This is a genomic window from Kitasatospora sp. NPDC087315 (genome assembly GCF_044744345.1).
Classification (GTDB): domain Bacteria; phylum Actinomycetota; class Actinomycetes; order Streptomycetales; family Streptomycetaceae; genus Kitasatospora.
In genome coordinates this window covers 1-14,170 of record NZ_JBIUYD010000019.1, presented here as the reverse complement: position 1 = coordinate 14,170, position 14,170 = coordinate 1, and the positions used below count along the sequence as shown (strand labels likewise).

The 14,170-nt window shown below is 72.6% G+C and carries 10 protein-coding genes; 5 read left to right on the top strand and 5 right to left on the bottom strand.

Annotated elements, in window-relative coordinates:
• Nucleotides 1-85: 85 nt before the first annotated feature.
• Nucleotides 86-535, bottom strand: coding sequence for a MarR family winged helix-turn-helix transcriptional regulator (locus tag ACIO5D_RS25405; protein ID WP_400654564.1), 450 nt, complete (start codon nucleotides 533-535; stop codon nucleotides 86-88).
• A gap of 131 nt (nucleotides 536-666) precedes the next feature.
• Between ACIO5D_RS25405 and ACIO5D_RS25400 the strand changes: the two genes are divergently transcribed.
• The gene (locus tag ACIO5D_RS25400; RefSeq protein WP_363604734.1) at nucleotides 667-1,698 is read left to right on the top strand and encodes an ABC transporter permease; all 1,032 of its coding nucleotides are present in this window, start codon (nucleotides 667-669) and stop codon (nucleotides 1,696-1,698) included.
• Nucleotides 1,699-1,723: 25 nt separating this feature from the next.
• Here the strand turns inward: ACIO5D_RS25400 and ACIO5D_RS25395 are convergent, their stop codons facing one another.
• The 4 genes from ACIO5D_RS25395 to ACIO5D_RS25380 form a co-directional block, all read right to left on the bottom strand.
• A complete protein-coding gene (locus tag ACIO5D_RS25395) occupies nucleotides 1,724-2,938 on the bottom strand; it encodes an ROK family protein (RefSeq protein WP_400798014.1) in 1,215 nt (404 codons plus the stop codon).
• Between the two features lie 124 nt (nucleotides 2,939-3,062).
• Entirely contained in the window at nucleotides 3,063-3,584 is a 522-nt protein-coding gene (locus ACIO5D_RS25390; protein WP_363604731.1) for a GtrA family protein, read from the bottom strand.
• Between the two features lie 79 nt (nucleotides 3,585-3,663).
• On the bottom strand, nucleotides 3,664-6,090 hold the full coding sequence (lon, locus tag ACIO5D_RS25385) for an endopeptidase La (protein WP_400798011.1): 2,427 nt from the start codon (nucleotides 6,088-6,090) through the stop codon (nucleotides 3,664-3,666).
• Nucleotides 6,091-6,235: 145 nt separating this feature from the next.
• A complete protein-coding gene (locus ACIO5D_RS25380; protein ID WP_400798008.1) occupies nucleotides 6,236-7,036 on the bottom strand; it encodes a rhomboid-like protein in 801 nt (266 codons plus the stop codon).
• Nucleotides 7,037-7,589: 553 nt separating this feature from the next.
• Here ACIO5D_RS25380 and ACIO5D_RS25375 point away from each other — a divergent pair.
• From ACIO5D_RS25375 to ACIO5D_RS25360, 4 genes are all read left to right on the top strand, one after another.
• On the top strand, nucleotides 7,590-8,327 hold the full coding sequence (locus ACIO5D_RS25375; protein WP_400655246.1) for a response regulator transcription factor: 738 nt from the start codon (nucleotides 7,590-7,592) through the stop codon (nucleotides 8,325-8,327).
• Between the two features lie 133 nt (nucleotides 8,328-8,460).
• The gene (locus tag ACIO5D_RS25370) at nucleotides 8,461-9,552 is read left to right on the top strand and encodes an ATP-binding protein (RefSeq protein ID WP_363604726.1); all 1,092 of its coding nucleotides are present in this window, start codon (nucleotides 8,461-8,463) and stop codon (nucleotides 9,550-9,552) included.
• 308 nt (nucleotides 9,553-9,860) lie between these two features.
• On the top strand, nucleotides 9,861-13,604 hold the full coding sequence (locus ACIO5D_RS25365; RefSeq protein WP_400655243.1) for a multifunctional oxoglutarate decarboxylase/oxoglutarate dehydrogenase thiamine pyrophosphate-binding subunit/dihydrolipoyllysine-residue succinyltransferase subunit: 3,744 nt from the start codon (nucleotides 9,861-9,863) through the stop codon (nucleotides 13,602-13,604).
• A gap of 202 nt (nucleotides 13,605-13,806) precedes the next feature.
• Nucleotides 13,807-13,986, top strand: coding sequence for a DUF6104 family protein (locus ACIO5D_RS25360; protein WP_073926358.1), 180 nt, complete (start codon nucleotides 13,807-13,809; stop codon nucleotides 13,984-13,986).
• Nucleotides 13,987-14,170 lie beyond the last annotated feature (184 nt).

Below are 14,170 nucleotides of genomic sequence, written 5' to 3'. Positions count from 1 at the left end.
GTTGACTAAGGCAACTTTCTTCAAGCCCAAGTAAAGTCCCGCCGAACGACCCCGCCCCGGCCGGCGCCGGGGCCCCCGCAGCGGCTCAGGGCGCGACGGCCTCCCCGACCACGTCGTTGAAGCGGTGCAGCAACTCGGCGAAGCGGACCACGTCCTCCTCGGACCAGTTCTCCATCAGCTCCCGCACCCGCTTCACCCGGACGTCCCGGGCGCCCAGGTAGCGCCGCCGCCCGTCCTCGGTCAGCGAGACCAGCGCGGCCCGGCGGTCCTGCGGATCCGCCTCCCGGGACACCAGACCCAGCTCCTCCAGCGCCCTGATCTGCCGGCTCACCGTGGCCTTGCCCACAGCGAAGTGCACGCCGACGTCCGTCACCCGCACCCGGCCGGCCTGCTCGATGTAGCCGAGCATGCTGTACGCCATGCCCTCCAGCCGGGGATGGACCCGGCGGGACAGCTCCGCCACCCGGGCCCGGCCCCGCCGGAACATCAGCGCGACCTCGCGCTCCACCGCCAGCAGGGGATCTTCGTCACTCACCGTATTCGCCGCACTCACCGCGCCAGTATCCCGCAGGCCACCCCGGGCCGGACCCGGCGCGGGATGACAAACAACCTAACTAGTTGATGGTATGAAGTATCCGTTTTTCCCTCATACACAAGGAGATGTCGATGGCCGCCCCAGGGCAGGGACTCGTCGCCGAACTCAAGGGAGCGGTCACCCCGCGCGCGGCGCTGATGGTGATTGCCGTGCTCCTTCTCCAATTCGGCTTCATCACCTCGTACGTCGGGGCGCTGCACGAGCCGACCCCGCACAACCTGTCGATCGCGGTGGTCGCCCCGCCGCAGGTCTCCCCCAAGCTGGTCGAGGCGCTGGACTCGGTGCCGAACGACGCCGTCCGGGCCGTCACCGCGCCCGACGCGCAGACCGCCACCGAGCAGCTCAAGGACCAGAAGATCTACGCCGCGCTGGTGGTGAACCCGGCCGGCACCGAGGACACCCTGCTGGTCGGCAACGCCCGCGGCCCGGCGGCCGCCAAGGCCGCCGAGTCGGTCGTCACCGGCCTGAACAAGGCGCAGGGCCGGACGGTCGTGACCCAGGACGTGGCACCGCTGGCCAAGGGCGACACCAACGGCCTCTCCTCCTTCTACCTGGTGATCGGCTGGTGCGTGGGCGGCTACCTGGTCGCCTCGATCCTCGGCATCAGCGCCGGCTCGCTGCCCGCCAACCCGCACCGGGCGCTGATCCGGCTCGGCACCCTGGCGCTCTACTCGATCGCGGCCGGCATCGGTGGCGCGGTGATCGTCGGACCGGCCCTGAACGCGCTGCCCGGATCGTTCTGGGGCCTCTCCGCCCTGGGCGCCCTGGTGGTGTTCGCGGTCGGCGCGGTCACCATGGCACTGGAGTGCCTGTTCGACATCATCGGCATCGGTGTCGCGGTGCTGCTCTTCGTGGTGCTCGGCAACCCCAGCGCGGGCGGGGTCTTCCCGCCGCCGATGATGCCGCCGTTCTGGCGGGCCATCGGGGCGTGGATCCCGAACGGCGCGGGCACCGACGCGGCCCGCTCGATCGCCTACTTCGGCGGCACCAACCTGGGCATGCCCCTGCTGGTCCTCGCCGTCTGGGCGCTGGCCGGCGTCGGAATCACCTTCCTCGCCGTGCTGCGCAAGCCGCGCTACGGCCGCGAGATAGTGCACGCGTAGGGCGCCAGGGCCTGTCAGACAAGCCCTAGTCCGCCAGACGGCCCGGGTCCGCGACGATCGCCCGCACCACGCCGACCGCGGCCCCCAGCAGCGGGCCGCGGCGGCCCAGCCGGGAGACCGTCAGCCGGTCCTCCGACCAGGGGCGGACGGTCACCCGGGCCGCCAGCTCGGCGCGCATCGACGGCAGCAGCCAGGGCGCCAGCTGGGCGTAGCCGCCGCCCAGCACCACCTCGGCCGGGTCGAGCAGGTTGACCGCCCCGGCCGAGGCGATGCCCAGCGCCGTCCCGGCCCCGGCCAGCGCGACGCGCACCTCCTCGTCCCCGGCCTCGGCCCGTTCGGCGAGCAGCGCCACCCAGTCGCCCCGGACCCCCTCCAGACCGGCCGCCCGCAGCACCGCCGCCTCCCCCGCGTACTGCTCCAGACAGCCGTACGCCCCGCAGGCGCAGCGGGGTCCGTCCGGGTGGACCGGCACATGGCCCAGCTCGCCCGCGTACCCGCGTGCCCCGCGCAGCAGCCGGCCGCCGATCACGATCGCCGCGCCGACGCCGGCCTCGGCCGAGACGTGCAGGAAGTGGTCGGGTCCGCCGCCCAGCCAGAGTTCGGCGAGCCCGCCGAGGTTGGCCTCGTTGTCCGCGTCCACCGGCAGCTCGGCCAGCTGCTCCGCGTTGGCCGCCCGCAGCGCGAGCCGCAGCTCGGCCGCGATCGGCACGTCCTGCCAGCCCAGGTTGGCGGCCCGCTGGAGCACCCCGCCCCCGGCACCGACCAGACCGGGGACGGCCAGCGCGAGCCCGGCCGGGCGCAGCCCCGCGTCGTCGGCGGCCCGGCGCAGCAGCTCGGCGAGGTCGGCCATCACGGCGGCGGGCCGCCGGCCGCGGTTGCGGATCTCCTGGCGGCGCCAGGCGCGGACCTCGCCGCGCAGGTCGACCACGCAGGCGCCGAGGTGCTCCACGCCGATCTCGGCGCCGATGCCGCCCGGCCCCCGCGGGTTGAGGCCCAGCGCGGTACCGGGTCGGCCGACCTTGCCGCTGGACGTGGCCGTGCCCTCCTCGACCACCAGACCTGCGGCGATCAGCTCTTCGGCGAGCGAGGAGACGGCCGCCCTGGTCAGCCCGGTCTCCGCGGCCGCCTCGGCCCGGGAGCGCGGGGAGCGCGCGATCGCGCCGAGCACCAGCGCCAGATTGGCCCGGCGCATGCCCTGCTGGCTGGCGGGTCCGGTCCGGGGACCGTCCGTCTCGCGCATCGCCCTCACCCGCTCGACTGCCGCGCACCGTGCCCATGGGGCCGGACGTTTGCAGCGTAATCGCGTTTGGCCCCGGTGGCCCGGAGCGGTCGGCCGGGCGCGGAGGGGCCGCTCCGGGCCACCGTCACGAGGTCCGCTGGGGCTGCTGCTCCATCCGGGCGACGGGCTGGGCGAGGCGGGTGAAGACCCAGCGCTGCATCGCCCAGAAGCGGAACAGCATCGCGACGAAGGTGCCGACGACCATCCCGCTGAGGAAGTCGGCCACCTCCTGGGTGAGGGCGCTCACCTGGGGCTCGCGCAGGTCCAGGAGGTAGCGCGAGAGGATCAGCGGGATGTCGTTGACGACGATCGCCACCACGCTGACCAGGAAGAACAGTGCGGCCTCGCGTCGGCGCCCGACCGCCCGGAAGGACCACCGGCGGTTCAGCACGTAGGAGACCGCCGTGGCGGCCACGGTCGCGATGGTGAGTGCCACCACCGGCTTCCGCTCCAGCAGGGTGAACTTCAGCGAGAAGTTGATCACCGTCGTCAGCACGAAGCAGGAGGCCCCGACCAGCAGGACCTTCACCAGCCTGCGGTGCCTGACCAGGAACGGGCGCAGACGGGCCGGCACCCTGGCCAGGGCTCGCTGCGTGGGGGACGGCATCCTCGCAGTCTGGCACGAGGTCTGCCGCCCCCTCCCGTCCGGCGGCCGGGCCGGGTGACGCCCGGACCGCTGCCCACCGTCAGGCGGCGACCAGCACCTCGGCCGGCTCCAGGGCCAGCCTCAGCACCTCCCGGACGTCCGCGACCGGGTGGACGGTGAGCCGCTCCAGCACCTCGGCCGGGACGTCGTCCAGATCGGCCTCGTTCCGCTTGGGGATGATCACCGTGGTGACCCCGGCCCGGTCGGCGGCGAGCAGCTTCTGCTTCACCCCGCCGATCGGCAGCACCCGCCCGGTCAGCGACACCTCGCCCGTCATCGCCACGTCGGTGCGCACCTTGCGGCCGGAGAGCAGCGAGGCCAGCGCGGTGGTCATGGTGATGCCGGCGCTCGGCCCGTCCTTGGGGACGGCCCCGGCGGGGACGTGCAGGTGCACGCCGCGGTCGCGCAGCGAGGTGACCGGCAGCTCCAGCTCGGCGCCGCGCGAGCGCAGGTAGGAGAGCGCGATGTGCGCGGACTCCTTCATCACGTCGCCCAGCTGCCCGGTCAGGGTGAGCCCGGTGCCGCCGGTCTCGGCGTCGGCGAGCGACGCCTCGATGAAGAGGACGTCGCCGCCGGCGCCGGTGACCGCGAGGCCGGTAGCCACGCCGGGGACGGCGGTGCGCCGCTCGGCCGGCTCCTGGGCCGCCTCGGGCACGTGGTGCGGGCGGCCGATCAGGGCGCGCAGGTCGCCCGCGCCGATCGTGGCGGGCAGCTCCCGCTCGCCCAGCTCGCTCTGCGTGGCGATCCTGCGCAGCACCCGGGCGATCGAGCGCTCCAGGTTCCGGACGCCGGCCTCGCGGGTGTACTCGCCGGCCAGCCGGCGCAGCGCCTCCTCGTCGACGGTGACCTCGCCGTCCTTCAGCCCGGCCTGCTCCAGCTGGCGCGGGAGCAGGTGGTCCCGGGCGATGACGACCTTCTCGTCCTCGGTGTAGCCGTCCAGGCGGACCAGCTCCATCCGGTCGAGCAGCGGCCCGGGGATGGCCTCCAGCACATTGGCGGTGGCGAGGAAGACCACGTCCGAGAGGTCCAGCTCGACCTCCAGGTAGTGGTCGCGGAAGGTGTGGTTCTGCGCCGGGTCGAGCACCTCCAGGAGGGCGGCCGCCGGGTCGCCCCGGAAGTCGGAGCCGACCTTGTCGATCTCGTCCAGCAGGACGACCGGGTTCATCGAGCCGGCCTCCTTGATGGCGCGCACCAGACGGCCGGGCAGCGCGCCGACGTAGGTGCGCCGGTGACCGCGGATCTCCGCCTCGTCCCGGACACCGCCGAGCGCGACCCGGACGAACCTCCGGCCCATGGCGCGGGCCACCGACTCGCCGAGCGAGGTCTTGCCGACGCCGGGCGGGCCGACCAGCGCCAGCACCGCGCCCCCGCCCGCCCGGCGCGCGCCGCCACCCGGCTGCTCCTGGGGGCTCGCGGCCGGCCCGGTCCGCTGGTCGGCCCGGCGCTTGCGCACCGCCAGGTACTCGACGATGCGGTCCTTGACGTCGGCCAGGCCGGAGTGGTCGGCGTCCAGCACCGCACGGGCGCCGGCGATGTCGTAGGCGTCCTCGGTGCGCTCGTTCCAGGGCAGCTCCAGGACGGTGTCCAGCCAGGTGCGGATCCAGGAGCCCTCGGGCGACTGGTCGGAGGAGCGCTCCAGCTTGTCGACCTCCTTGAGGGCCGCCTCGCGGACCTTCCCGGGCAGGTCCGCGGCCTCGACCCGGGCGCGGTAGTCGCCCTCCTCGTCCGCCGGGTCGCCGTTCAGCTCGGCCAGCTCCTTGCGGACCGCCTCCAGCTGCCGGCGGAGCAGGAACTCCTTCTGCTGCTTGGCGACGCCCTCCTCGACGTCCTTGCGGATGGTGTCGTTGACCTCCTCCTCGGCGAGGTGGTCGCGCAGCAGGCCGAGCGCGTACTCCAGCCGGGCCACCTGGTCCGCCTCCAGCAGCACCTTGAGCTTCTGCTCGGCGGTGGCGAAGGGGGCGTAGCCGATGTTGTCCGCCAGCTCGCCGACGCCCTCGATCTGGGCGACCCGGTCGACGATCTGCCAGGCGCCGCGCTTGCGCAGCCACTGGGTGGAGAGCGTCTTGTACTCCTTGACCAGCTCGGCGGCGCGCCCGGCCACCGGGGTGCCGGCCGAGGACTCCCGGAACGGCGTGGTCTCCACCCAGAGGGCGGCGCCGGGACCGGTGGTGCCGACGCCGATCCGGGCCCGGCGGACGGCGCGGACCAGCGCCGCCGGATCCCCGTCGGCCAGCCGGCCGACCTGCTCGACGGTGGCGAGGGTGCCGACCGCCGCGTACGAGCCGTCCACCCGCGGGACCAGCAGGACCTGGGGCTTGCCGGCGCCGGTGGCCGCCGCCCGGGCGGCCTCGACGGCGGCGCGCACCTCGGTGTCCTTGAGCTCCAGCGGGACGACCATGCCCGGGAGCACGACCTCGTCGTCGAGCGGCAGCACGGGCAGGGTGAGCGGTGTGGACGTCGATGCCATGATCTCTCCCCAGTCAGCGAACTTGAGTTGACCTGACTAAGGTTTCGCGGGCACCGGATGTTCCCGAGGCCTTGTTCGCCGTGAGCGAACAGGGAAGGCCGCGGCCCGGGCTGTCAAAAACGCCTGGCCCAGGCCCCGCGCGGGGCTACCCGCGGTCCAGCACCGCGGCCCCGCCGGGCCCGGAGGCGGAGGCCGCGGAGGCGGCCGGCGTACGCAGCCGGCGCGGCCGCAGCCTGCCGCCCCCGTCCCGCCGGAGCCAGCGCCAGAGCACCACCCCGGCGAGCACCGCGACCGGGTGGCCGATCCCGGTGACCAGGTCCCGGTCGGTGAGGATCTGGTCGGCGATCATCGCTCCGACGCCGCCCAGCGCCAGCAGCCGCCCGCGCGGCGGCAGCAGCCCGGCCAGCGCGCCGAGGCTGGCCAGCACGCCGTAGCTGACGCCGATGTCCAGGTAGTCCATCGCCTCGGACTCCATCCGGCCGGTCGCCACGGCGGTGATCACCACCGCCTGGGAGAGCACCGTGGCGGTGATGTGCCCGATCGCGAACACCGCCGCCGCCCGGGCCGCCCCGACCCGGCGCTCCAGCGGCGCGACGGTGAAGGCGAACGCCCACAGGTAGGGCATCCAGATCGGCCCCGCCACCCAGAAGCCACTGAAGAGCAGCGCGCGCACGGGGTGGTGCAACAGGTTGTGCCCGTCCGAACTGGACGCCTCCTGGAGGCGCAGCACCAGCTCCGGATCGGCGAGCCTGGCGAAGGTGGTGGTGGCCCCGACCGCGGCCAGGTAGCCGAGCGCGAAAGGGTTGCGCCGCGGCGTCGGCACCCGGGCCAGCACCCACTCGGCCACCCCGGCCCGCAGGCCGTGCCGCAGCAGGCCGTACGGCGGCCCGGCGGGCGGCGCCGGGCGGGAGCGGGCCGGTACCACACCCTGCCGCCACTCCGCCATGCCGCCTCCGCTCAGATCCGCAGACACCGGTTCACACCCGGTGCCAACGTACCGGCGCGCGCCGGAAATCCCACCCTCGGCAATCTCGTGACCACGGTACGTCGAGGTTCTGGGAGCCCGCTGGGAAAACCCCGTGAGGATCACCGGGCCCGGGGTCGCCCGTCACCCGGGATTGGTCCAGACCTTCTCTCCGTTCACGCGCCGGCACGGGTCCTGACCGGCGTCTCAACGTCAACCCGGGTGCATACGTACCGTTACGGAGTGAAAAATCGCCGGGTAAGGTATCGGCCCGTGCCCACTTGCGAGTGGGTCCGCGGACGGCCCCGACGGCCGGCCCACGGGCCGGAAACGTCCGGTCCACCTGCCGGGAGGCACCCGCTGTCCGTACGCTGCGAAGTGTGCGGGACAGGTGGGCGGTCGACACCCGCCCTCCGGTCCCCGCGCGCGACGGGACGGCGGACCCGGCACAGTCCACGACGGAACAAGACTACGAGCGGAGCCCCGCCATCCCCATCGGTGGCCGGCCCGCAGCCCTGGGGGCGGTGGCGTGACCGTGACAGAAATTCAGCAGGACAACACCAACAGCGGCGGCACGGTGAGCAGCCAGCGCAGAGTGCTGGTGGTGGAGGACGAACCGACGATCGCCGAGTCGATCGCGGCCCGCCTGGGCGCGGAGGGCTTCAAGGTCGCAGTCGCCCACGACGGCCCGGGCGCCGTCGACGGCTTCCACACCTGGCAGCCGGACCTGGTGGTGCTCGACATCATGCTGCCCGGCTTCGACGGCCTGGAGGTGTGCCGCCGGATCCAGGCCCAGCGCCCGGTCCCGGTGCTGATGCTGACCGCGCGGGACGACGAGACGGACCTGCTGGTCGGCCTCGGCGTCGGCGCGGACGACTACATGACCAAGCCGTTCTCCATGCGCGAGCTGGCGGCCCGGGTCAACGTGCTGCTGCGTCGCGTCGAGCGCGCCCAGCAGGCGGCCAGGACGCCGGCGCTCGGCAGCCTGCGCTTCGGCGAGCTGGAGATCGACCATGTGCAGCGCCGGGTCCGGCTGGCCTCGGGCGACGTCCACCTGACGCCGACCGAGTTCGACCTGCTCGCCTGCCTGGCCGCCCAGCCGCGCGCGGTGCTCACCCGCGAGCAGCTGCTGGCCGAGGTCTGGGACTGGACGGACGCCTCCGGCACCCGCACCGTCGACAGCCACGTCAAGGCGCTGCGCCGGAAGATCGGCGCCAGCTGGATCCGCACCGTCCACGGCGTCGGATACGCCCTGGAGGCCCCGCACCCCTAGGGTCACCGGGCACCGGGCCTCCGGGGGGCCCGCATCCCGGACCGCCGCGCGAACCGCGCGGGGGGAGCACACACGGGGGAAGCACAGGGGACCAATGACCTTTCCACAGCAACGCGACGGGGACACCGCCGGCATGCGGCAGCCCACCCTGGCCGCCCGCGCCGCCCGCCGGGTCTGGGCCGACATCCGGCCGCTCGACCCGGTCCGCTCCATCAAGGGCAAACTCGCCCTGCTGGTGATCGTCTCGGTCTTCCTCGCCACCGGCATGGTGGTGGTGGCCATCCGGTCCGAGACCCAGATCCGGATCATCATGGTCTTCTCCATGATCGCCTCGCTGCTCTTCATGCAGTTCCTCGCGCACGGGCTGACCGCCCCGCTGCGCGACATGACGGCCGCCGCCCGCGCGATGGCCTCCGGCGACTACAGCCGCCGGGTCGAGGTGAACTCGCGCGACGAGATCGGCGAGCTCGCGGCCGCCTTCAACCTGATGGCGGCCGACCTGGAGGCCGCCGACCGCCACCGCCGCGAACTGGTCGCCAACGTCTCGCACGAGCTGCGCACGCCCATCGCCGCGCTGCGCGCCGTGCTGGAGAACGTCGTCGACGGCGTCGTCCAGCCGAACCCGGCGACCCTGGGTGCCGCGCTGGAGCAGACCGAGCGGCTCGGCCGGCTGGTCACCCATCTGCTCGACCTCTCCAAGATCGACGACGGGGTGGTCGACCTGGACGCGCGCTCCTTCGAGGTGCGCGAGTTCCTGGACGGCGTACTGCGCGGGGTCACCGTGGACGGCGCGACGGCGGGCGGGGCGTTCTCCCGGCGCGGGGACGTCCGGCTCGCGCTGGAGGTCAGCCCGGCAGGCCTGACCGGCGTCGCCGACCCGGAGCGGCTCCACCAGGTGGTCGCCAACCTGGTCGACAACGCCTGCAAGCACTCCCCGCCCGGCGGCACCGTGACGGTCCGGGCCCGGCCCGGCGCCGAGCCGGGCGCCCTGCTGCTGGAGGTCGAGGACGAGGGCCCGGGCATCCCGCCGGCCGACCGGACCCGGGTGTTCGAGCGGTTCAGCCGCAGCGGCACCGCCACCGCCCAGGGGCCCGGCGCCGACGGCGGCACCGGTCTGGGGCTGGCCATCGCCCGCTGGGCGGTGGATCTGCACGGCGGCCGGATCGAGGTGGCCGAGGCCGCCCGCGGCTGCCGGATCGAGGTCCGGCTGCCCGGTCCGCGGTGAGCCTCGTCGCATTCGCGTCGGACGGACTTCGCCGTCATGTCACAGGACGGACACAGACGTACACGAAGATCATTCGGTGCTTCCGGGATGCTTTGTCCGGTTTCGTCCAGATATGTGCACTGATCGACCGTGATCGCTTCCCCTCCGATGCGGCTTTCTAACGCACATTTTCAGCCAAACTGCAGGTCAGCACTGTGATCTGGGCGACGCCTGAGCCCCGGGGACTGCGCGATCACTGGTCAGGGGCGTAGCCTTAATCCCCGCTGTCCAAACATCCCAAAAGGAAGCGGAAGAGGGCGGTTGCCGCCGTGTCGCCACAGTCCCCTGAAACCCCCAATAGCTCGGCAAGTTCCACTGGCTTCGGCCCCAATGAGTGGCTCGTCGATGAGATCTACCAGCAGTACCTCCAGGACCCGAACTCGGTCGACCGAGCCTGGTGGGACTTTTTCGCCGACTACAAGCCCGGTACCGAGGTGACCCCAGTGACCCAGGCCGCGACCCCGGTCGGCACCACGCCGACTCCCGTTGCCGCCCCCGCGCCCGCCGCTGCCGCTCCCGCCGCGCCGGCCGCACCCGCGACCGCCCCGGCGGCCCCGGCTCCGGCTCCCGCGCCGCTCGCCGCAGCCCCCGCCGCGCCGCCGGCCCCCAAGGTCGCCGCCCCGGCTCCGGCCGCGCCGGCCGCCACGGCGGGCCCCGAGCTCGTCCAGCTGCGCGGCCCGGCCAAGGCCGTCGCCACCAACATGGACGCCTCGCTGGAGGTGCCGACCGCGACGTCCGTCCGCGCGGTGCCCGCCAAGCTGCTGATCGACAACCGCATTGTCATCAACAACCACCTGCAGCGCGCCCGCGGCGGCAAGGTCTCCTTCACCCACCTGATCGGTTACGCCCTGGTCCAGGCCGTCAAGGCCTCGCCGGGCATGAACCACAGCTACAAGGTGGAGAACGGCAAGGCCTTCCTGGTCAAGCCCGAGCACGTGAACCTGGGCCTGGCCATCGACCTGGTCAAGCCCAACGGCGACCGCCAGCTCGTCGTCGCGGCCATCAAGAAGGCCGAGACCCTCGACTTCTTCGGCTTCTGGCAGGCCTACGAGGACATCGTCCGCCGGGCCCGCGCCAACAAGCTGACCATGGACGACTTCACCGGCGTCACGGTCTCGCTGACCAACCCCGGCGGCATCGGCACCGTGCACTCCGTGCCGCGCCTGATGCAGAACCAGGGCACCATCGTCGGCGTCGGCGCCATGGAGTACCCGGCCGAGTTCCAGGGCTCCGCCCCGGAGACCCTGTCCCGCCTCGGCGTCTCCAAGATCATGACGCTGACCTCGACCTACGACCACCGCGTCATCCAGGGCGCGGCGTCCGGCGAGTTCCTGCGCGAGATCCACCGGCTGCTGCTCGGCGAGAACGGCTTCTACGACGAGATCTTCGAGTCGCTGCGGATCCCGTACGAGCCGGTCCGCTGGGCCACCGACGTCGCCACCACCCACGACGACGAGGTCAACAAGACCGCGCGCGTCATGGAGCTGATCCACTCCTACCGGGTCCGCGGCCACCTGATGGCCGACACCGACCCGCTGGAGTACAAGCAGCGCAAGCACCCCGACCTGGACGTCACCACCCACGGCCTCACCCTGTGGGACCTGGAGCGCGAGTTCGCGGTCGGCGGCTTCGGCGGCCAGCGGATGATGAAGCTCCGCGACATCCTCGGCCTGCTGCGCAACACGTACTGCCGCACCGTCGGTATCGAGTACATGCACATCCAGGACCCGGCGCAGCGCAAGTGGCTGCAGGAGCGCCTGGAGAAGCCGTACACCAAGCCGGAGCGCGAGGAGCAGCTGCGCATCCTGCGCCGGCTGAACTCGGCCGAGGCCTTCGAGACCTTCCTGCAGACCAAGTACGTCGGGCAGAAGCGCTTCTCGCTGGAGGGCGGCGAGTCGCTCATCCCGCTGCTGGACGCCACGATCGACGCGGCCGCCGAGCACCGCCTCGACGAGACCGTGATCGGCATGGCCCACCGCGGCCGTCTGAACGTGCTGGCCAACATCGTCGGCAAGCCGTACGGCAAGATCTTCGGCGAGTTCGAGGGCAACCTCGACCCGAAGTCGATGCACGGCTCCGGCGACGTGAAGTACCACCTCGGCTCCGAGGGCACCTTCACCGGCCTGGACGGCGAGACCATCAAGGTCTCGCTCGCCGCGAACCCCTCCCACCTGGAGGCCGTGGACCCGGTCGTCGAGGGCATCGCCCGCGCCAAGCAGGACATCCTGGACCAGGGCGGCACCACCTTCCCGGTGCTGCCGATCCAGATCCACGGCGACGCGGCCTTCGCCGGCCAGGGCGTCGTCGCGGAGACCCTGAACATGTCGCAGCTGCGCGGCTACCGCACCGGCGGCACCGTGCACATCGTGGTGAACAACCAGGTCGGCTTCACCGCCGCCCCGGCCTCCTCGCGCTCCTCGATGTACTGCACCGACGTGGCCCGGATGATCGAGGCCCCGATCTTCCACGTGAACGGCGACGACCCGGAGGCCGTGGTCCGCGTCGCGCGGCTCGCCTTCGAGTTCCGTCAGGCGTTCCACAAGGACGTCGTGATCGACCTCATCTGCTACCGCCGCCGCGGTCACAACGAGGCCGACAACCCGTCGTTCACCCAGCCGCTGATGTACGACCTGATCGACAAGAAGCGCTCGGTGCGCAAGCTGTACACCGAGGGCCTGATCGGTCGCGGCGACATCACCATGGAAGAGGCGGAGCAGGCGCTCCAGGACTTCCAGGGCCAGCTGGAGAAGGTCTTCGCCGAGGTCCGCGACGCCGCCCAGACGCCGGCCCCGGCCGCCGTCGGCACGCCGCAGGCCGACTTCCCGGTCAGCATCCAGACCGGCATCTCCCAGGAGATGGTCAAGCGGATCGCCGCCTCGCAGGTCAACCTGCCGGACTGGCTGACCGTCCACCCGCGACTGCTGCCGCAGCTGCAGCGCCGCGCCGGCTCGGTCGAGGACAACACCATCGACTGGGCGATGGGCGAGACCCTCGCCATCGGCTCGCTGCTGATGGAGGGCCACCCGGTCCGCCTGGCCGGCCAGGACAGCCGCCGCGGCACCTTCGGCCAGCGCCACGCGGTGCTGATCGACCGGGTCAGCGGCGAGGACTACACCCCGCTGCTGTACCTGACCGAGGACCAGGCCCGCTACACCGTGTACGACAGCCTGCTGTCCGAGTACGCGGCGATGGGCTTCGAGTACGGCTACTCGCTGACCCGCCCGAACGCGCTGGTCATGTGGGAGGCGCAGTTCGGCGACTTCGTCAACGGCGCGCAGACCGTGGTGGACGAGTACATCGCCTCCGCCGAGCAGAAGTGGGGCCAGCACTCCGGCGTCACCCTGCTGCTGCCGCACGGCTACGAGGGCCAGGGCCCGGACCACTCGTCCGCCCGCCCGGAGCGCTTCCTGCAGCTGTGCGCGCAGAACAACATGACGGTCGCCATGCCGACCCTGCCGTCGAACTACTTCCACCTGCTGCGCTGGCAGGCGCACAACCCGCACCACAAGCCGCTGGTCGTCTTCACCCCGAAGTCGATGCTGCGTCTGAAGGCCGCGGCGAGTGCCACGGAGGAGTTCCTCTCCGGCTCGTTCCGCCCGGTCATCGGTGACACCACCGTCGACCCGTCGCAGGTCCGCAAGGTGGTCATCACCGCGGGCAAGTTCTACTACGACGTCGAGGCGGCCCGTGCCGAGCGCGGGATCACCGACACCGCGATCGTCCGGGTCGAGCGCCTCTACCCGCTGCCGGTGGCCGAGCTCCAGGAGGAGCTGAGCCGCTACGGCGACGACGTCCAGTTCATCTGGGCGCAGGAGGAGCCGGCGAACCAGGGTGCCTGGCCGTTCATCGCGATGAACCTGGTCGACCACCTGGAGGTCGTCATCGGCCGCAGCGCCGGCGACTCGCGCCTGCGCCGCGTCGCCCGCACGGCCTCCTCGGCCCCCGCGGTCGGCTCGGCCAAGCGCCACGCCGCCGAGCAGCAGGGTCTCCTGGAGGAGATCTTCTCGCTCTGACCCCCGGTCAGGCCGAACGGCCCGGGCCCCCGCGCACACCGCGCGGGGGCCCGGGCCGTTTCGCGGTGCCGCCGCGGTCGCGGCCGTGGAGGCCGCCGGCCCCACCACCGGGGCCGCCGGGGTGACCCTCGGCACCTGGCGGGCCAACGGCCAACCGGGTCTATCCTGACCAGGTCGAATTCCCGTCTGACCGGAGCGAACCGTGTACTTCACCGACCGCGGCATCGAGGAGCTGGCGAGCCGGCGCGGCGACGAGGAGGTCACCTTCGAGTGGCTGGCCGAGCGCCTGCGCGAGTTCGTCGACCTCAACCCCGACTTCGAGATCCCGGTCGAGCGGCTGGCCACCTGGCTGGCCCGGCTCGACGACGAGGACGACGAGTAGACCGCTGACACCGCCCCGCCGAGGGGCCTGAAGGGCCCGGGTGACCACCGTCTCCCGGGCCCTTCGCGCTGCGCCCCTCGCCCTTCACCCCTAGACGAGTAGATCCGATGTGATCAGTGGTCGTAGGCGATCAGCGAGCGGGTGACCGGTGCGCCGATCAGGTTGTTGTGCCAGATGCCGGCGG

Coding starts and splice junctions, on each gene's coding strand:
- ACIO5D_RS25400 (WP_363604734.1), top strand. CDS start 667: ATGGCCGCCCCAGGGCAGGGACTCGTCGCCGAACTCAAGGGAGCGGTC.
- ACIO5D_RS25395 (WP_400798014.1), bottom strand. CDS start 2,938: ATGCGCGAGACGGACGGTCCCCGGACCGGACCCGCCAGCCAGCAGGGC.
- ACIO5D_RS25390 (WP_363604731.1), bottom strand. CDS start 3,584: ATGCCGTCCCCCACGCAGCGAGCCCTGGCCAGGGTGCCGGCCCGTCTG.
- lon (WP_400798011.1), bottom strand. CDS start 6,090: ATGGCATCGACGTCCACACCGCTCACCCTGCCCGTGCTGCCGCTCGAC.
- ACIO5D_RS25380 (WP_400798008.1), bottom strand. CDS start 7,036: ATGGCGGAGTGGCGGCAGGGTGTGGTACCGGCCCGCTCCCGCCCGGCG.
- ACIO5D_RS25370 (WP_363604726.1), top strand. CDS start 8,461: ATGCGGCAGCCCACCCTGGCCGCCCGCGCCGCCCGCCGGGTCTGGGCC.